17 protein-coding genes and 1 pseudogene are annotated in these 18,000 nt (G+C 44.2%); 5 read left to right on the top strand and 13 right to left on the bottom strand.

What is annotated here, in order from left to right; translation table 11 throughout:
- Nucleotides 1-355 precede the first annotated feature (355 nt).
- The 4 genes from hppD to hemB all read right to left on the bottom strand — a co-directional run bounded on the left by hppD (nucleotide 356) and on the right by hemB (nucleotide 4,945).
- On the bottom strand, nucleotides 356-1,426 hold the full coding sequence (hppD, locus tag ACLFKQ_RS16650; RefSeq protein WP_449000889.1) for a 4-hydroxyphenylpyruvate dioxygenase: 1,071 nt from the start codon (nucleotides 1,424-1,426) through the stop codon (nucleotides 356-358).
- Between the two features lie 29 nt (nucleotides 1,427-1,455).
- The gene (locus ACLFKQ_RS16645) at nucleotides 1,456-2,316 is read right to left on the bottom strand and encodes a methyltransferase domain-containing protein (protein WP_449000888.1); all 861 of its coding nucleotides are present in this window, start codon (nucleotides 2,314-2,316) and stop codon (nucleotides 1,456-1,458) included.
- A 119-nt stretch (nucleotides 2,317-2,435) separates the two neighbouring features.
- Nucleotides 2,436-3,761, bottom strand: coding sequence for a PhoH family protein (locus ACLFKQ_RS16640; RefSeq protein ID WP_449000887.1), 1,326 nt, complete (start codon nucleotides 3,759-3,761; stop codon nucleotides 2,436-2,438).
- Between the two features lie 200 nt (nucleotides 3,762-3,961).
- Nucleotides 3,962-4,945, bottom strand: a complete 984-nt coding sequence (hemB, locus tag ACLFKQ_RS16635; protein ID WP_449000886.1) for a porphobilinogen synthase — start codon at nucleotides 4,943-4,945, stop codon at nucleotides 3,962-3,964.
- Between the two features lie 128 nt (nucleotides 4,946-5,073).
- Here hemB and ACLFKQ_RS16630 point away from each other — a divergent pair, with 128 nt between their 5' ends.
- Complete coding sequence (locus ACLFKQ_RS16630; protein WP_449000885.1) at nucleotides 5,074-5,244, top strand: hypothetical protein; 171 nt, start codon at nucleotides 5,074-5,076, stop codon at nucleotides 5,242-5,244.
- Nucleotides 5,245-5,276: 32 nt separating this feature from the next.
- Here the strand turns inward: ACLFKQ_RS16630 and ACLFKQ_RS16625 are convergent, their stop codons facing one another.
- Nucleotides 5,277-6,113, bottom strand: a complete 837-nt coding sequence (locus ACLFKQ_RS16625) for a carbohydrate ABC transporter permease (protein WP_449000884.1) — start codon at nucleotides 6,111-6,113, stop codon at nucleotides 5,277-5,279.
- Between the two features lie 115 nt (nucleotides 6,114-6,228).
- Nucleotides 6,229-7,146 (bottom strand): ornithine carbamoyltransferase, encoded by a 918-nt coding sequence (gene argF / locus ACLFKQ_RS16620; RefSeq protein ID WP_449000883.1) that lies wholly within the window; start codon nucleotides 7,144-7,146, stop codon nucleotides 6,229-6,231.
- A gap of 214 nt (nucleotides 7,147-7,360) precedes the next feature.
- Here argF and ACLFKQ_RS16615 point away from each other — a divergent pair, with 214 nt between their 5' ends.
- Nucleotides 7,361-9,034: an alpha/beta hydrolase gene (locus tag ACLFKQ_RS16615; RefSeq protein ID WP_449000882.1), complete on the top strand. Its 1,674-nt coding sequence runs from the start codon at nucleotides 7,361-7,363 to the stop codon at nucleotides 9,032-9,034.
- A gap of 357 nt (nucleotides 9,035-9,391) precedes the next feature.
- On the opposite strand, the gene ACLFKQ_RS16610 is transcribed toward ACLFKQ_RS16615, so the two are convergent.
- The 3 genes and pseudogenes from ACLFKQ_RS16610 to ACLFKQ_RS16600 form a co-directional block, all read right to left on the bottom strand.
- Nucleotides 9,392-10,105, bottom strand: a complete 714-nt coding sequence (locus ACLFKQ_RS16610; protein ID WP_449001052.1) for a malectin domain-containing carbohydrate-binding protein — start codon at nucleotides 10,103-10,105, stop codon at nucleotides 9,392-9,394.
- A 17-nt stretch (nucleotides 10,106-10,122) separates the two neighbouring features.
- On the bottom strand, nucleotides 10,123-11,067 hold the full coding sequence (locus ACLFKQ_RS16605) for a hypothetical protein (protein WP_449000881.1): 945 nt from the start codon (nucleotides 11,065-11,067) through the stop codon (nucleotides 10,123-10,125).
- Between the two features lie 291 nt (nucleotides 11,068-11,358).
- Nucleotides 11,359-11,475: pseudogene (locus ACLFKQ_RS16600) on the bottom strand (IS5/IS1182 family transposase); the annotation flags it as partial.
- 132 nt (nucleotides 11,476-11,607) lie between these two features.
- Between ACLFKQ_RS16600 and ACLFKQ_RS16595 the strand changes: the two are divergent.
- Both ACLFKQ_RS16595 and ACLFKQ_RS16590 read left to right on the top strand, forming a co-directional pair.
- Entirely contained in the window at nucleotides 11,608-11,925 is a 318-nt protein-coding gene (locus ACLFKQ_RS16595; RefSeq protein ID WP_449000880.1) for a hypothetical protein, read from the top strand.
- Nucleotides 11,926-12,217: 292 nt separating this feature from the next.
- A complete protein-coding gene (locus ACLFKQ_RS16590; RefSeq protein ID WP_449000879.1) occupies nucleotides 12,218-14,509 on the top strand; it encodes an arylsulfatase in 2,292 nt (763 codons plus the stop codon).
- A 193-nt stretch (nucleotides 14,510-14,702) separates the two neighbouring features.
- Here ACLFKQ_RS16590 and ACLFKQ_RS16585 read toward each other — a convergent pair whose 3' ends face one another.
- On the bottom strand, nucleotides 14,703-15,809 hold the full coding sequence (locus ACLFKQ_RS16585; protein ID WP_449000878.1) for a hypothetical protein: 1,107 nt from the start codon (nucleotides 15,807-15,809) through the stop codon (nucleotides 14,703-14,705).
- A gap of 365 nt (nucleotides 15,810-16,174) precedes the next feature.
- Complete coding sequence (locus ACLFKQ_RS16580; protein ID WP_449000877.1) at nucleotides 16,175-16,309, bottom strand: hypothetical protein; 135 nt, start codon at nucleotides 16,307-16,309, stop codon at nucleotides 16,175-16,177.
- 99 nt (nucleotides 16,310-16,408) lie between these two features.
- Here ACLFKQ_RS16580 and ACLFKQ_RS16575 point away from each other — a divergent pair, with 99 nt between their 5' ends.
- Nucleotides 16,409-16,915 carry a sterol desaturase family protein gene (locus ACLFKQ_RS16575; RefSeq protein ID WP_449000876.1) on the top strand — a complete coding sequence of 169 codons (507 nt, stop codon included), beginning with the start codon at nucleotides 16,409-16,411 and terminating at the stop codon, nucleotides 16,913-16,915.
- Here the strand turns inward: ACLFKQ_RS16575 and ACLFKQ_RS16570 are convergent.
- Both ACLFKQ_RS16570 and ACLFKQ_RS16565 read right to left on the bottom strand, forming a co-directional pair.
- Nucleotides 16,856-17,131: a DDE-type integrase/transposase/recombinase gene (locus ACLFKQ_RS16570; protein WP_449000875.1), complete on the bottom strand. Its 276-nt coding sequence runs from the start codon at nucleotides 17,129-17,131 to the stop codon at nucleotides 16,856-16,858. The genes ACLFKQ_RS16575 and ACLFKQ_RS16570 overlap by 60 nt on opposite strands.
- On the bottom strand, nucleotides 17,098-17,604 hold the full coding sequence (locus tag ACLFKQ_RS16565) for a hypothetical protein (protein ID WP_449000874.1): 507 nt from the start codon (nucleotides 17,602-17,604) through the stop codon (nucleotides 17,098-17,100). Before ACLFKQ_RS16565 ends, ACLFKQ_RS16570 begins: the two co-directional genes overlap by 34 nt.
- Nucleotides 17,605-18,000 lie beyond the last annotated feature (396 nt).

Raw genomic sequence — 18,000 nt, 5'->3', positions numbered from 1 at the left:
GGCACCGCCGTTGAACGGCGGTGTACCGATGACCTAAAAGTAAAGAAATCAAAAACTACTGGTTTCAAAGTAGACGCAGTTTATGTGGCTATTTTAAAATATCTTCAAGCGAATTATAAAAAGTTTGTGTAAATTATTTGGGTAAATATATATCTTGTTTATCGCTTAAAATAAAGTTATCAAACTTCCTGGTTTGGTCCAGTATTTATTGCGATAATTGGCTTAGTTAAAAAGCTCGGTATACAGGGGTCAATCTATTTAAATTACTCCTATATAAATAATAGGGTTTAATTATCTAGCTAGTTGCTCGATTTTCTTTTCTGTTTAACTGAAACTGAGGTTATATAGAGCAAGTTTATCGGTTAATTTGTTCTCTTTCTACTGCTTCAAACAGAGCTTGAAAATTGCCTTCTCCAAACCCTCGAGCTTGCTGTCTGCGCTCGATAAACTCTAGAAAGAAAGTGGGTTGCTCGAAAATTGGTTGCGTAAAAATTTGCATCAGTAGGGATATAGGACGATCGCGCTGCCAATCGATTAAAATTTCTGCCGCTTCGATAGCTTGCCATTCTCTGTCTGAAAGAGCAATTCGCTCGCCAAACTTTTGTCGAACTTGCCGATAATAAGCCTGTGGTATAGGTAAAAAAGTAACCTCACGCGATCGCATATAGTTGACCGAGTCAATGAGATTATTGCAGCGCAGTGCTAGGTGTTGAATTCCACTACCATGATTAAAATCTAAAAATTCTTGAATCTGAGAATTGGTAGAAGTCGGTTCGTTGAGATTGAACTGTACTTTGCCACTGCGATCGACCAAAGCCTGACTGTATAATCCAGAGCGAGCGGTTTGAATTTTAAAACTCTGACGAACTTGTAAGCTGAAGAGATGTCGATACCAAGCGGCGGCTGGTTCTAATTCTCCAGCAGCAACATTTAAAACGATGTGATCGATACCGGTAATACCAGAATCCCTGTTAGGGGTGCTCGCCGTTTGAACTTGCCATTCTCTATCTGTCCATAAAAATTCAGTTGACCGATCTCCCGCATCTTCAATCAAGGTATGTTCCAAAGAATCCCAACCGACAATTTTGGCTAATTTTACCGTTCCCTTTCTCGTTGCCTGTCGTTGAGGAAATTGCAAAATCTTTGCACCGAAATCGATAGCTTTGGCAAAGATCCTTTCTAGATTGGTAACTTTAAAAGCCAAGTCTGCTACTCCAGGCGGATGAGCCTCAAGATAGCGATAAACAGAACTGCGAAAGTTTAGCGGCGAAGAAACCAACAACAATACCGTATTGTTACCGATAACTTCGGTGTGAGTGAGATCGTTAGTGCTTTTGGCGATTGCTTGAAAACCTAGATTACGAATGAACCAGTTGCTGGTTCGTCGAGCATCCCTAGTATAAAAATGTACGTAAGCAATTTCCATAAAGCTGATGGCGTAACTATTGATACTATTTATTTAGTAGCACAAATTAAACCAAAGCGAATCAGCCCTCGCTCGTAACCGCGACTCATCAGACTTAAAGATAAAGCTCCGCGAACCGTCTGACAACCCGCTCGGAGCGTGCCGGTAATCGCTTGCCAGTCCATTGCCGAGCCAATGACTACATCCCAAAAAGGCGCGACTGCCATCGACCAATCATCGACACGTAGATTTTGAAAGCCGCAGTCTCGGGCGATCACTCTATATTGTGACAGGGAAATTACGTAGGGTAGGCAGTAAACTCGATAAATCTCGTTAAGATGCTGGATTTCATCGGCAGTTAATTCTCCTGCTAGCGAATTAGTCTGGCGATGGCACCAAGTAGCCATAATTAATTTTCCTCCTGGCTGAAGCACTCGATAGCATTCGCGCATAAATTTGACCTTATCGGGCATATGTTCGCCACTTTCTAACGACCAAACTAAATCGAAACTATTATCTTCAAACGGTATATCTAAGGCATTAGCAACCTGAAAGCGAACTTTGTCTTCCAATCCCATGGCGATCGCTCTTTCGGTGGCTCTCGATGCCTGTACGGGAGACAGAGTAAGTCCTGTTGCTTTTGCGCCAAACTTCTGTACTAGATACAGGGTACTTCCGCCAATACCACAGCCCACATCGATAATATTTTGGGGTGCATAGTCTTTATCCTGACAACCCGCCCAGATGAGCAACTCCTCAATCAAGTCAATTTGTGCCTGACGGCGATCGATTTTATAGTTACCAGCCCTGCCATAGTAACCATGATGCATATGTTCGCCCCAAATTTGCTCCCAAAGTCCGCTAGAGGCATCATAAAATTCACGAATGTCTCGTTCTAAATTATTGCTCATCGATAAAGATTGATTTTAAACTTGTTTTAAAAATAGACAATAGGATTAATTTTAATACTTTCAACGTAAATTATTGGTTTTACCAATTTCTAGTTCGATTAAAAGTTCTAAAATAGTGGCTATAGCAAAATTGCCGCTCTTTCTGCCAAACTAGAGCGTTCGCCTTTATACAGAGTAATATGACCCGCTAGGGGTTCGTGTTTGAATCTTTCTACTACGTAGGTCAGCCCATTACTCGCCGCATCGACATAGGGGTTATCTATTTGATCGGGATCGCCAGTCATAACGATCTTGGTACCTTCACCAGCACGGGTAATGATAGTCTTTACTTCATGGGGCGTGAGGTTTTGAGCTTCGTCGATAATTAAAAACTGATGGGGAATCGTACGTCCCCGAATGTAAGTCAAAGGTTCGATCTGAAGCAGTCCCAGTTCGATTAATTCTTCGTGTCCCCGTCGCCAATGTCCGGGCTTATCTTTGGTGTCTTTGGTATCAAAAATCAAGTCGAAATTGTCATAAAGAGGCTGCATCCAAGGAGTCAGCTTTTCATTAATGTCTCCGGGTAAATAGCCGAGATCGCGTCCCATCGGCACTACGGGACGCGATATTAACAGTCGATGATAAATTTTTTCATCGGCTACTTTTTGCAGTCCTGCAGCGATCGCCAGTAAGGTTTTGCCAGTTCCTGCCGTACCTACTAGGGTTACCAACTGAATCGTATCTTGCAGTAAGAGATTGAGAGCGAATCTTTGTTCGCGGTTGCGGGGTTGAATGCGCGACACTCCCAGCTTGGGTAATTTAATTAGAGGAGTCAGAATGTTGCTATTACCTACTGCCATTGCTAAGGCGGTGTGGGCGGGATTGGCGGCATCAACTAAGGTCACGTCTTGATTGGGCAGTAGTTCCCGGTCTATGACAACTGCTTCTTCTTGAAATAGTCGCTCGATAGTAACTTCGTCCACTAAAATTTCTAAAGCTCCAGTATAAAGTTCTTTGACGTTTACTTTATCGGTTTCATAGTCGGCAGCATTTAATCCCACAGCATCAGCTTTAATTCGCATATTGGTATCTTTACTAATAACTACCACGGGACACTGACACTGCTGTTGGCACTGTAGAGCCACTACTAAAATTGAGTTATCTGCTAAGTCTCCATTGAGTTCGGGAGGTAATTTTTTTAAGCTGGCGCGATCGCCCAAAGCAACTCTTAAAGTACCACCATTGTCGAGATTTACCCCCTTGGTTAAGTTACCGTAAGCCCGTAACTCATCTAAAGTACGGGAAACTTCTCTAGCATTCCTACCTGTCATTTGTGACTGTTTTTTAAAACTGTCTAGTTCTTCGATTACCGCAATGGGGATGACTATGTCATTGTCCTCAAAGCGAAAGATAGCAGTCGGATCGTGCAGTAAGACGTTGGTATCGATAACAAAAATTTTTTTCATGAACCAGCAGACAACTTCAAAACTGATGCTAAAAAATAATTGGAAATAAGAGTAAATCTAGGCAATAAACATTTAGTTGTTATTAAGGATACTAAATAGATGAAAAAAGGGGACTATCCATTCCCCTTTGTGTAGTATTCGTAATAGGCAAAAATTAAATTGCTGTAAAACTAGATACCGCCAGCAGGTCGATAGGGCAGCTATTCATTCAACCAACGCACTGCATCTTTAGCGTGATAGGTTAAAATCAAATCTGCACCCGAACGTTTGAAGCTAGTAAGAGTTTCTAGGGTAACTTTTTTCTCATCGATCCAACCATTGAGGGCGGCAGCCTTAACCATTGAATATTCTCCGGAAACATTATAGGCAGCAACGGGCAAGTTAGTAACCTGCTTGATACGCCAAATAATGTCCATGTAAGCTAGAGCCGGTTTAACCATCAGCATATCCGCACCTTCAGCGATATCTAATTCCACTTCTTTAATTGCTTCGCGACCGTTAGCCGGATCCATTTGATAAGTTCGGCGATCGCCAAATTGGGGTGAAGATTCGGCAGCATCGCGGAATGGTCCGTAATAAGCTGAAGCGTATTTGGCAGCATAGGAAAGTATGGGAGTATCTAAAAAGCCTGCTTCGTCTAATCCCTCTCGAATAGCAGCTACGAAGCCATCCATCATTCCAGAAGGTGCGATAATGTCCGCTCCTGCTTTAGCTTGAGAAACGGCGGTTTTTTTGAGTAAATCTAAAGTGGGGTCGTTTAAGACTCTACCACTCAAATCTCCTACTTCTAAATAGCCGCAATGACCATGAATGGTATACTCGCATAAACAAGTATCGGCAATGACGATTAATTCTGGAACCGCTTCTTTAATTGCCGTTGCTGCTTTTTGAACGATACCGCAATCATGCCAAGCACCAGTAGCCTCAACATCTTTATCTTCGGGAATGCCAAATAGAATAACCCCAGGGATACCGAGGTCGTATACTTGCTTAGCTTCTTCGACAATCTTGTCTACCGAAAGCTGATATACTCCAGGCATCGATTTAACTTCGGTGGCTACTGCTTCTCCTGGTACGGCAAATAGGGGATAAATTAAATCACTGGCAGTTACTATGGTTTCTTGCACCATGCGACGCAATTGAGTGTGCTGGCGCAAACGGCGGGGGCGATTGATGGGAAACATAGATTTTTATAGCAATTTTACTATACTAGCATCTTACTATCATAAATGTTATCGTAGACCTCCTACTATACCTAGAGCAAACAGTTGTCCTCGTCCGTCTGCGCCAAAAATATAATTACACCATCATTATGGTGACTCACAATTTAGCCCAAGCCAAACGCATTGCCGATTATGCAGCCTTATTTTGGCTTGATGGCGATCATCGCGCAAGAGCGATCGAATTGGCTCCTGTAGACCAGTTTTTTACTGCTCTCACTCACGAGTTAACCAAAGCTTATGTAAATGGAAGAAAAGGATAACTTACAGCGGTTTCCTATGGAGTAGACCACATTCATCCTTTAACACCACTACCCACATCAGTAGGAATGATATATTGCTGCAAGAACAGAAACAGCACTAGTATCGGAGCGATAGAAATTACCGAACCTGCGGCTACTAGTCGCCAGTCAAGGGAAAACGAGCTAGCTAAATTAGCAACCGCTAGAGGTAAAGTATAGTATTCGGGGCGATCGAGTACGATCAAAGGCCACAAAAAATCACTCCAAGAACTAATAAAGGCGAAGATCGCCAGAGTAAATAAAGCAGGACGTATGGCAGGCAACATAATGTGCCACCAGATACCCAATTCCGAACAGCCATCAATACGAGCGGCTTCTTCTAATTCGAGGGGAACACTTTGAAAAGCTTGTCTGAGTAGGAAGATTCCAAAAGCCGAAACTAAATTGGGAAAAATAATTCCCAAGTAAGTATTTCTCAAACCGAGATTGACCGCCAGAATATATAAAGGAATCATCACGATTTGAAATGGAATGGCAATAGTTGCCAGGATCGCGGCAAAGATAAGTTTTTGACCTCGAAACCGCAGGCGCGCTAAAGGATATGCCGCCAGAGAACAAAATAAAAGATTCAAACTAACGGTAAGAATAGCAACGATCGCGCTGTTGGCTAAATATCGTCCGAAAGGATAAGTCTGCCAAACGGTTTGAAAGTTTTCCCAAGTCGGTCGAGCGGGGAGTATTTGAGGTGGAAAACTAAAGATATCTTCCGTAGGAGATTTAAACGAAGTACCGATTAACCACAATAGAGGAAACAAAAAAATTATCGCGATCGCGCATAAAAATATATACGTCCCCAGAGTTTTAGTCAATCGATGTTGGTTTGCTGCCATAAATTACCCCAAAAATTTTGTTTGCTAAGCAACTTAGGAAAATCGAGGTTGTAGTTAACTGTCGAGCCTCAACCAGAGATGGAGATACTCCCTACTTGCTACTTATGTCGATTTTTCACTCCAAACCCAGTAAAGCAGCGATCAAAGCCTTCTGAGCGTGCATTCGGTTTTCTGCCTGAGCCCAGAGCCGCGATCGCTCGCCTTCCATGATTTGGGCGGTAATTTCTTCACCGCGATGGGCGGGCAAGCAGTGTAGTACGATCGCTTCGCTATCGGCATGACTCATTAGCTCTTGGTTGACCTGATATGGTTGAAAAATGGGGATTCTAGCAGAGGCTAAATCTTCTTGTCCCATACTCGCCCAGACATCAGTATAGACAATTTGCGCTCCTGCTACGGCCGCAACTGGATCTTTGACGACGGCAATTTCCGAACTGTTAGCTAATTTTCGAGCTCGATTGACAATTTCTGGGTCTGGTTGGTATTGTTCGGGAGCAGCGACCCGAACGTTTAAACCCGTTAAGGCACCACCCAATAGTAGAGAATTAGCCACGTTATTACCATCGCCAACATAAGCTAGAGTAAGACCCGCCAGAGTACCAAAACATTCTTTTATGGTCAGTAAATCTGCCAAAATCTGACAGGGATGTTCTAAATCGGTCAAAGCATTAATAATGGGAATCTCGGCGTAACGCGCAAAAGTTTGCAAATCTTGTTGGGCAAAAGTGCGAATCGCTAAGATATCTAAATAGCGGTCTAATACCCTAGCAGTATCTTCGATTGGTTCGCCTCGTCCTACTTGAGTAACTTGGGGATTGAGATCGATAACTTGACCTCCTAGCTGATACATCGCCACGCTAAAGGAAACGCGAGTACGTGTTGAGGCCTTGTAAAACAGCAAGCCCAACACCTTATTACAGTGTAGTTGTATCTCACCGCTTTTTAACTGGGCGGCTAATTCCAACAAATTCTGAATTTCTTCCCGATTGAAGTCTGGCGTAGCTAAAAAATCTCTTCCCTTTAGTTGTTTCATAGTTTGACTAGCTCGAGCTCGGCTTGTGGCACGGTACAGAAAACACTAATTGTAAAACTAAAAGCCAAAGTAAAACAAATTTTTCTGTCTAGCCCTGAAGTTTTAGTTCGAATGAAGTTCGATGTCTTCAATTTTTGGGACTGGTCGAACAAAAGCTATATCGTACTCAGAAAATGTTAGAATTGTATAATGTTAATCGCGCTCCAAAAGTCCGATGTCTTCAATTTTTTCTCTCGCTGCCAATGGCACCGGCGATCGAGTTAAAGATAGTAGTTGGCGTTCTCAATTGAGTTTTAAATTAGCCGTCGCCACGATTAATTTAGGCTGTTGTTTGGGGATCCCCGCTCTATTAACGCCAAAAGCCATAGGAGCCGAAAAGATTTATCTAGATTACGGACCACTAGAATTTAATTTATCTGTAGAATCCTTAGAAGTTTATGCCGAACAAGGCAGAATCAGGAATGATTTTGATACTTTTGCTAACTATCTCCAACCAGAACAGCTAGATCGCTTGCGCACTGCTTTAAATACTCAAGCAGATCTTAGCCCCTTAGCGATCGCCCAGTTCCTTTATTCCTATCAGGGGGAAAAAATCCTCGAAAGAATTGGTAAAGTTATTAAAACTTCCGCAGGTCAATCTGGTTTTTACGCCCTACGTTCGGCATTGATTTTGGCTGCAGCCGATGAAGATCAAGGACTGACACCGCTTAACGTACTCAAAAAATATCCTACCAGAGGCATTCGTATCGATTCCAATCAGGGATTTGCCATCATTAGTAATATTAGCCAAATCGTCCAGCAGAGTGAAGAAGCGATCGCCGCAATCGAACGAGAAGCACGAAGAGAAAGTAACCAAACTCCAATTTTTCCCGAGCTGTTGCCCACCGACGCTAGTTTTTTTTCCTATCGCCAACAGCTCTTAACCCTGCGCGATCGTCAGCGCAATCGGACTTTTCCCGTCGATCTTTATTTGCCCCAGACTAATAATTCCCAAACCCCTCTAATTATTATTTCTCATGGTTTGGGAAGCGATCGCACTACCTTTGCTTATCTAGCCAAACATTTAGCTAGTCGGGGTTTTGCCGTTGCCGTTCCCGAACATCCAGGTAGTAACGCCAGTCAAATTCAGGATTTGCTAGAAGGTTTTGCCAATGATGTCACTCCACCCCGCGAACTAATCGATCGCCCTTTAGATATTAAATATTTGCTAGATGTATTAGAAGCCGACTACAGCCAACAGTTAAATACTCAAGAGGTAGGTATTATCGGTCAGTCTTTCGGAGCTTATACGGCTTTAGCAGTAGCAGGTGCCGAATTAAATTTCGAGCAATTGGAAAGAGAGTGTGACAATCTCGAAGATACTTTAAATATCTCTCTGCTGTTGCAGTGTCTGGCTTTAGAATTACCCAGACGAGAATACAATCTGCAAGATGAAAGAATTGAAGCGGCGATCGCCATTAATCCTTTGGTCAGTGCGGTATTTGCTGAAGTTGGTTTGAGTCAAATTGAAATTCCCGTAATGCTAGTATCTGGCAGTGCCGATCCCATTACTCCAGCCTTACCCGAACAAATCGTTCCCTTTACTTGGCTCGATAGCGACCAAAAATACTTGGTTTTGCTTAAGGGAGGAACGCACTTTTCTGCACTTAATGAGACTTCGGGTGCTATTCCCGTGCCTCAAAGAGCCATCGGACCCGATCCTGGTATCGCCCAGAACTACCTGCAAAAATTAAGTTCGGCTTTTTTTAAAGCATACGTTGAAGACCGCCAAGATTATCGAGCATATCTTACGGCTAACTATGCTGCCAGAATTAGCAAACAGAAACTACCTTTAAGTTTGTTGCGAGCTCTCGATCTCGAGGATCTAGAGAACCCATTTGGGAGCTAACGCAGCGCTAATTTTTTATTTTTACTGATTCACGATTGGCTCCGCTTCGCTCTACCCGGGAAAAGCTGCAAAACAATTATATTTTCGTTGCTCCTAATAGGCGGAAATAGAAGGTTGGTGTCACCAGACGCAATCCGCTCTATAACTCCTTTGTCATGAGCGTTACAGCCATTTAACCATTTTTATTTGTTTCGTTCCGTTTATCTCTCATCAATAAGTTTTCCATATATATCTTTTTAGCAGTATTTGACAGTTAGCCATAAATCTGCATTTTTGATAAAATTTTCTCTACTCTTCTCTTTACCCATTTATGCTAACTGCAAGCGATAAACCCTAAAGAGAAGTGAGAATAAATGGTCAAAGTAAATTGGAACGCCGAAGAACTAATCGAAACCTGGACGCTCCTACCCCAAGAACGGGTTCGACTGGCAAGACATCTACCGTAGCCGTAGCTGACTGACTGAAATTGTTAACGCTAGCCTCATCATCGACGACAAAGCTAAGTTCACGCTGGGTTGTATCGGGGTTAGGTGCGCTGTTGCTGTAGGTCACGGATCTCAACACCTGCTGGTAGTTGGTAATAGTGTCGTTGCCGCTCAGAGTCAGGTTGCTGCTATTGGGGTCGTAGTCAACCGTTATGTTGCCTGTCGCTACGGCGTTTAGCGATTCTAGCTCCCCATCTTGAGGATTGGTAATGGTTACGGTGGCTCCTGCTAGGGTTGCCGTATCGGACTCAAAGATTTTCAAAGAATCATCGGTGATGGCAACCGAGCTAACGACACCCGATGCGTAGACAACAGGAGTACTGATACTTCTGCCTCTAACATCGCCGTTGAGGTCGATAATCGGTGCGTTGTTAACCGCATTATCTATAGTTGAAGGCTGAATCTCAATCGCCGAGATTTTGGCGTTGTTGATGCTAGAATTAAACTTCAGGTCGAGGGAGCCATCGGTTACTTCGGTTTTAAAGGTTTTATCCAAAGCGGTATAGTTGCCGCCAGCTTCGACAAAGAGATCGAGGTCATCGAGAACTAACTCGTCTTCGAGGCTGACATCGAAAACTCGTTCGATTAGACAACTTGATACTCCTATGAAAAACGCAAGTGTTTGATGTGACCAGCTTGAAGTCGCTGTAATTGAGTCAGGGTATTGGGTTCATCGGGAAATAGATAAAGTTGGGTTTTCTCATCACGGGCGATCGCGATCGTGCCGTTATGAATGCGATCGTAAAACCAATGCTTCGAGAAGTTTAACCTCTGAGCAAGTTGAGACACAGTGAGATAACCTTCAATGTGACGAGGATGAGATTGGCTTCGTTGTTGAAAGATACGATGCTCAAGACGAATACGTTTGACGGTTGAGGGGAAGAGAGTCAATCCCATTGGGGAACGAAAGCCCTCCGTAGTAAGTTGTGCAGCTACCTCATCGTCGTGGAATCCTTGTCGAGCCAGAGCAACAATACGAGCTTCTAGTTCCTCACCATTAGTCAATTCAGCCAGTGAACCAACCGGAATAGGCAAATCAAAGTTGGTATTATCCCCACCTTTCCAAATAATGCGAATTCGAACCTGGTCTCGTTGAAGACGATGAACAACAACTTTATCAATCAAACAGCGCAATAAAGACTTTCGTTGAACTTGAGTTAAAACATCAGTAGACCAGATTTGGGGAAGTTTTTCTCCCATGGTCATCAAAGCAGTTTTTAACTCTGGGTCGAGCAAGATAGCCTTTGAGGGAGTATGACGTTGGGCATGTGACAATTCGGCTTGTTTAAGTTCTCTCAAAGCTTTTTCCCAACGCCGTTCTAGTTCCGCAGCAACTAAGCGGTTATCAGGATCGACTTGATTAAATTGACGTTCTGGGGGCTGGATTGACGAATATAAATGATTGCTGTGCGCGTCAGGTGTTGGGTTGTGACTAATTCTGAGCTGCTCATAAATTACCTCCTCGAAGATGGTCATGAGTTCATCGATGATTTGTTCTTGTCGTTCTGGGGACAAACGTTCCCAGACTTGTCCTGGTGAGATAGACATAGAATCTCACATTGAGATGCTAAAGTAACTAATTCACTTACACTATCTCTCGTTATCTTCGTCCCCAAATATCTTCTGGTTGGAGTTAATTGAGTCGCTGACAAGGGAATGCGTAACCGCATCTGACCTTGATATTTCACGATCGCATGGCCAAATTCTTGCCCTGAATGGGATAGGGAAATCACCTCAAATTTTCGCCCGAACAGTGGATGCATTGGGTCAGTAATTTCAATCTCGGTAGGCTGTTCTGTCAGTGGGTTGTTGAAGGGGGTATTAACAAAGGGTTTAGTTAGTTTTAACTAACCATTCGTCAATTACATCTGTTGAGAGCCAAAAAGTAATGCTTCCTCTACCTTTTAGTCCTGCGTCATACTCAGACCAGTTGCGGACGCGGTATTGTTCTTTCATCATGTAGATTTTGTTGTGGTAAATTTAATCTACCATTTTGAAATCTATCTCTCCGCAACTCTATTTGTGCAACAACGCCGTCTCAATATGATAAATAGTTAACTGCTATACAAAAAAACAGTTAATACGGTTATGCAAATAGAAGAGTTTCTCAATCTACTTCGCCTTCCATTAATTTATCTCATTACAGTTGCCGTTGTTATTCTGTCGATTGCGATTGGATTTCGCTTGGGTAGCTATGCCCGACGACACCAAAAAAGTGAAAAGAAGCTCTCTTTAGCAACGCTCATCGGAGCCATGCTCGGTCTGCTTGCTCTGATGTTTTCAGCAGTCGAGATAATTATTATAGGTCTTATAGGTCTCGATCGCCCAAGACTAGGTTCTTTTCTCAAAGTAAGCCAGACAACGATGATGGAACTTCAGCAGAAACTGAATTCGTCCGTTAGATAGCTATCAACTAGGCTTAGAAACCTATCAGGTACGAATAGTGAAGATTTATAAATAAAGAATACTCGATAAAGTAGCGAAAATCCTTCGCTCCTGCTTGTAATCACGATTTTTGCCGGGGCTTGAGATAATCGCCCCCGATTGAAAGAGCGTAGCTAAATCGTGATACTTTGAGAACATCTTCGATCTCATTTTGAAAATTTAGGAAAGAAAAGTGCTACCCAAAATTTGGACATCGATCCTCTCAACGGTACTTACTACGGTTTTTTTGATGAGTATGCTTCCTACGGAGGCTATGGCTCAAGCTTATATAGATCTAGAGCGCATTGACCGTTCGGTGCTGCCGTTGCAGCCTCCTCCTCAAGAACCGATTACCACTCTGGATGCACGGGATGCGACACCACCACCGCTATTCAAGGTGACGGCTCCCCAAGATGCCCCCAATGTTCTGGTTATTCTGATAGATGACTTGGGTTTTGGTGGCACCAGCCATTTTGGTGGTCCAATTACAACTCCCACCTTCGATCGCTTAGCTCAGGACGGCTTGTTCTACAATCAGTTTCACTCAACGGCGTTGTGTTCCCCCACTCGTCAGGCGATTAAGACCGGGCGCAACCACCACTCCGCCAACCAGGCCAAGATTACCGAAGTAGCGACCTCCTTTCCAGGAGCTACGGGACAGTTGCCTAATGACGTGGCTAGCATCGGTCAAATGCTGCGCCTCAACGGCTACAGTACTGGGGCTTTTGGCAAGTGGCACGAAACCGCCGTCTGGGAAATCAGTCCCTCTGGTCCTTTTGACCGCTGGCCTGCCCTTCAAGGTTTCGATGAGTTCTATGGCTTTTTGGGGGGTGAAACCAATCAGTGGTCTCCCTCGATTCACCACAACCGCAACATTGTCGAAACCCCCGACGATCCGAACTATCACTTCATGACCGATATGACGGATCGCGCGATTAACTGGATGAAGTTCGAACAGGCATTAACTCCCGACAAACCTTTCTTTATGTACTTTGCCCCCGGTGCGGTACATGCCCCCCACCACGTACCCCAAAAATATATCGATAAGTACAAAGGTAAATTCGACGCGGGTTGGGACGCGATCCGCGAGCAGATTTACCAGAATCAGCTAGAGAAGGGTTACATTCCCGCTGGCACCAAACTCGCCCCAAAACCTGCTGACATTCAAGACTGGGAAGACCTAACGCCTACCGAGCAAAAGCTGTTTGCCCGTCAGGCCGAGGTGTTCGCCGGATACTTGGATATGGCAGATACCGAAATTGGTCGCTTAGTGGATGCCATTGAAGACATCGGCGACCTGGACAATACCCTAATTTTCTATGTCGCTGGCGACAACGGCACCAGTGCTGAAGGGCTCTTTACTGGCCTTTACAACGAAATGGCTTACTTTAACAGCGAACCGAAGGGTGGTGACGTTGACTTTATGCTCGAGTACTACGACCAATGGGGCAACCCCGATACCTATCCCCACATGTCTGCTGGTTGGGCAGTGGCTTTCGACTCCCCCTTTACCTGGACCAAACAAGTCGCTTCCAACTATGGCGGCACTCGTCAGGGGCTGGCAGTACACTGGCCCCAGGGCATCAAGGCCAAAGGAGAACTCCGCAGCCAGTGGCACCATGTAATCGATGTTGTGCCCACGATTTTAGAAGCTGCCGGATTACCGGAACCCAAAGAGGTCAACGGTGTAACCCAACGCCCCATCGAAGGGACGAGCATGATGTACAGTTTTGATGACCCCGATGCGCCAGATCGCCACACCACCCAGTACTTCGAGATGTTTGGTAACCGGGGAGTTTACCACGACGGCTGGTTTGCCGGTACAATCCACGTCAAACCGTGGAGCAATCCAGAAAATCGCTTCCCCGATGATACGTGGGAGCTATATCACGTTGCTGAAGATTTTAGCATGGCCGACGACGTCGCCAGTCAGTATCCCGACAAGCTAGCAGAGCTGCAGGACCTGTTCCTGGAAGAAGCGGTCAAATATAGCGTGCTGCCCCTGGACGACCGTCGTGAAGAGCTATTCAATCCCAAACTAGCCAACCGCCCCGACCTGATGTTTGGTCGCACTAGCTTGACTCTGGGACAGGGCATGACCGGACTGCTGGAAAACGACTTTATCAACATCAAAAACTCCTCGTTTGAAATCGATGCCGATATCGACAGCAGCCGAAGTGCCAATGGCGTGCTGGTGTCGCAGGGGGGCAAATTTGGCGGCTGGAGCCTGTATGTGAATAAAGGTAAACCCACGTTTGTCTACAATTACTTGGGGCTGGAGCAGTACAAAATTGCCTCTAGATCGAAGCTGCCTAGCGGTAAATCCACCGTCAAGTTGGACTTTGTCTATGACGGCGGTCTGGGTGCAGGTGGCACCGCCACGATCTATATCAATGGTGAAGAAGTGGCCTCTGGTCGGGTCGAAAAGACCGAGCCCGTCATTTTCTCGGCAGATGAAACGGCCAGCATCGGTGTCGACCTGGAAACTCCAGTCGCAAAAGACTATAGCCGCTCTACCAGCAAGTTCACAGACAAAATCGATAAGGTAACAATCTCCTTAAAGTAATAAATAGTCTTAGGAATTTTGATTCGCACAGTCTCTCTTTGGGGGACTGTGTCGCATAATATGGTCAGCTCACGATTTTTCTTTTGAGATTCTCTTGCAGAGAGTCTTGGACGTTTTACCGCTCGAGATGCACGAGTCAAATTAGAGAGGTTGTATCCGCAGCTTGACCTGTGATAATTTCTGGGGTGAATTACTAGAAGCGGAACCGAAATGCAACAAAAGGTCCGTGTTGAATGACATCTAGACCAAATTGTTCCCGATCGCTTCCGACTTCGTAGTCGATGCCATTGACAGTATAGCCGGCAGCCAATGAAGTCGTGCCCGCAAAAATCCAGTCAACACCAACTAGCGCCCGCCAACTAAGAGACATGTCACCGATACCGAATCCCGATACCTCCCCGGCGGTAAAAATTGCTAGTTTTTCATTGAACGCATAGTTAAACCGAGTTCGGAGCAGCGGCTCTACCCAGGTATTGTCGCTGCCCAAACTGAGGTCGCGCTCGAGGTCGAGCTGGTCATCAATGCTGACGTCAAAGTCGATGGTTTGATTGAGATAATTAACCCGCAACCCTCCCTGTAAGTCAAGAAAAGCATCACCTTTTTGACGGCTATGTACCGCTAGCGGTGGGGGATTATCGTCTAACCGGAATCGATAAGTTAAGGCAAAGTCAAAATAAGCTTGTTGGTTTTCTGCTGTAGCTTCAATATCAGCTGGGGTTAAATTTGGGCCGCTGACCTCTCTCGAATCAGACTGGCTGATATTGGTGTAGTAAGCATTAAAATAAAATCCCAGCCGATTGTCATAGAGAGCCTCGAATTGACCAAAAAGTGCGATGTTTAAAGCATCAAGGATATCGCCCAAGTCGAGATCGAGATCGGCGGTCACTTCGGCAATACTAGAGTCTCCAGAGAGTTCTAGGGGCACCACCGCGTAGGGCGTAAAGAAGAATGACCAGTTGTGGTTTTTTGGTTCTTTTTCCTCAATTTCAACAATTGTCGGTTCTCCAGGTATTTCTTGAGCGATCGCTTGGGCTTTTAGAGGCTTCCAGTACTCAGTAAAGTTATTATTGTCTTCAGCATTAACTGGCAACAAATCTATCCCATGGGTGCGATCGGGAGGGGCGCTGGTAATACTTTCTAACGAAGTTGCTACTGACTTCTTCGGCGAAACAGGCAATTCCAGAGCAGCCAAACTTTCGGTCGGTTTCGACGGTTCGGCTACAGCAGCGGTCACCGATCCGCTTGCACCGCCAGTGATTAGGGCAATTGATAAACATTTAAAGAGCGTTTGGAGAGACATAGTGGTCAGTCTGGCTAATTTTGAATGATAGAAATTAATACTAAATCCGATTGATAGAGGTTACTTTTGCAAAAAGCTATAAACTTTGCTAGAAAGTAATTCCATAGGTTCAGTAAGAGTAACTTTGACGAACAGAATTTAGTATAAGAGGAAATCGATCCCAGTCAAACTCTCCAACTCAACTCTGGTCGAGCCAAAAAAAGCAACATAACGGACAGAGGAAATATCACAACGACAATAAAGGATAGTTGAATGATGACTGAGAATCGTATGGGCTTAAGATGTTCCCCGATGCGTATGTTTTCGATCGCCTTAACGATGGTGGGCGAAACCGATTCAGGATAGAGAAACGCGAATCTAAGCCATTAAGGTGCGATGCGATCGGCAGCAGTACAACTACGGTATTTAGCCAACTCGGTTCGTTCCTCTGCCAGTTCATTAGTATAACCAGAGTTAGATAGTTGTCGATTTTGTGTAGAGGTAAAAAACACTAATAGCATGATTTTAAGAATTTTTATGTTAAATGATTAGAAATCATATCTTTGAAATGATATTATTTATGTCATATATGGCACCATACGCTTGATGGAATGAGGCTTATGTTACTTCTCGACACAACCCAGACAATAACTTTTTTTGTTCTAAGTTTCATTTTTGCTAGTTTTGTAGAATATTGGCTTCATCGTTTAATGCACATCTTTCCTTGGTTTGGCAGCCAACTGACCGGACACTATTATCATCACTACAGCAAACAGTCTTTAGGAGTAATAGGGGAGTTTCAAAACTACTCTACTGCCGTTCTAATTTTTTGTCCGATATTTTTGATTTCTCGATCAGTAGGAATTACAGTTTTTTGTAGTGCTTTAGTTTATACAGCTTTTAGTGCTTTTGCTCATCAATTACAGCACGAGAACCCAACTAAGTGTTTCTGGATGAAGATGCCCGTACACTATATTCACCATCAGCACAATCAGTGGCACCACAATTTTGGTATAGCTGTAGATTGGTGGGATCGCCTATTTGGAACTTATAAATTGGTAGAGTGGTCAGCTCGAGAAGAGCTCAACCAACCAGAACGGAAACTCTGGCAAATCCGATGGTGGTAGCTTAATTTGCTTGCTTATTAGATATACAATGGCAGCAGCATAGCTTTGGAGTTTATCGGTGACGATAACTCTGGAAAATAATTGTTCTTTCTTGAGTAGGTTATTCATCATTTGTTTGCCAGCTTTGACGTTGCGTTTCTGAATCAAAATATCTAGTACCTGAAACTCCCGCACAACCCTATTTAATTGTCGCCAAATATCTGGCGATAAGACCATAAAAAAACATTAAAACGCCGCCATCCCAGCTGCCCTCGATATCTAAAAGTATCTCTATCCGATAAACTCACCACCGCATTTAGTCGGTCAGCCAAAGCTACGCAGCTAGGAAAATTCTCAGTGGTATAACATTGAACATCAAGCTGATTACAACGTCCCTCCGTAACTAAAGCCGCCTGGAATGGCTGAATGCTACAAAAAATTGGTTTTTTGTACATCAAGTCTAGAGATTGAAATTCCTCTTGGGAGTAATGAGCAAAAAAGTGGTCATCAATTTGAATTCCATCCCCATGACGAGCTTCATGAATCAACTCTGTCAGGTTCAGAGAGCGATACTGAGGAGTTTGCACCCATACGACCAGAATCAGCTTTCGCTTCCTCGCCGCCTGACTGACATGCTGCTGCACTTCATTAGATACCCCGCGAAAATCCAGAAAGACCACTCGATATCCTTGTCTGTGGATGTCGGTCATGACTTGACCGAGGAGGTCTTGGGATGAGAAAAATCGAATTTGTGGTTGGGATAGCCACGTGCCATTGGGGATACCTCCGAGTGCGGAGCTCGGCCAGAAAATCGCTCCCTATATCGCCATCCTCAAAATTCTGCCAATGATTACTTTTAACGGGCATTTCGCCAGCGAGAAAATAGAGGTAGGGTATTTTATTGAAGAGTTAAAATGATTATTTTGCAACGCTAAGCGAGACTGCTTTTCTCGATCGACTCTACCATATATCCCAGTATTCGGCAGACGCTATCGGTAGAGTAAAAGAACATAACCCTCTTCTGTCACTCTCCGAAAATAAAAAATAGTAGAAACGTAAGGATTCAGGTATCAGGGTTGACAAAAAGGAAAAAGAGATTAAAGTAG

This window comes from Myxosarcina sp. GI1(2024) (genome assembly GCF_053543375.1).
This window is presented reverse-complemented; position numbering and strand designations above follow the sequence as displayed.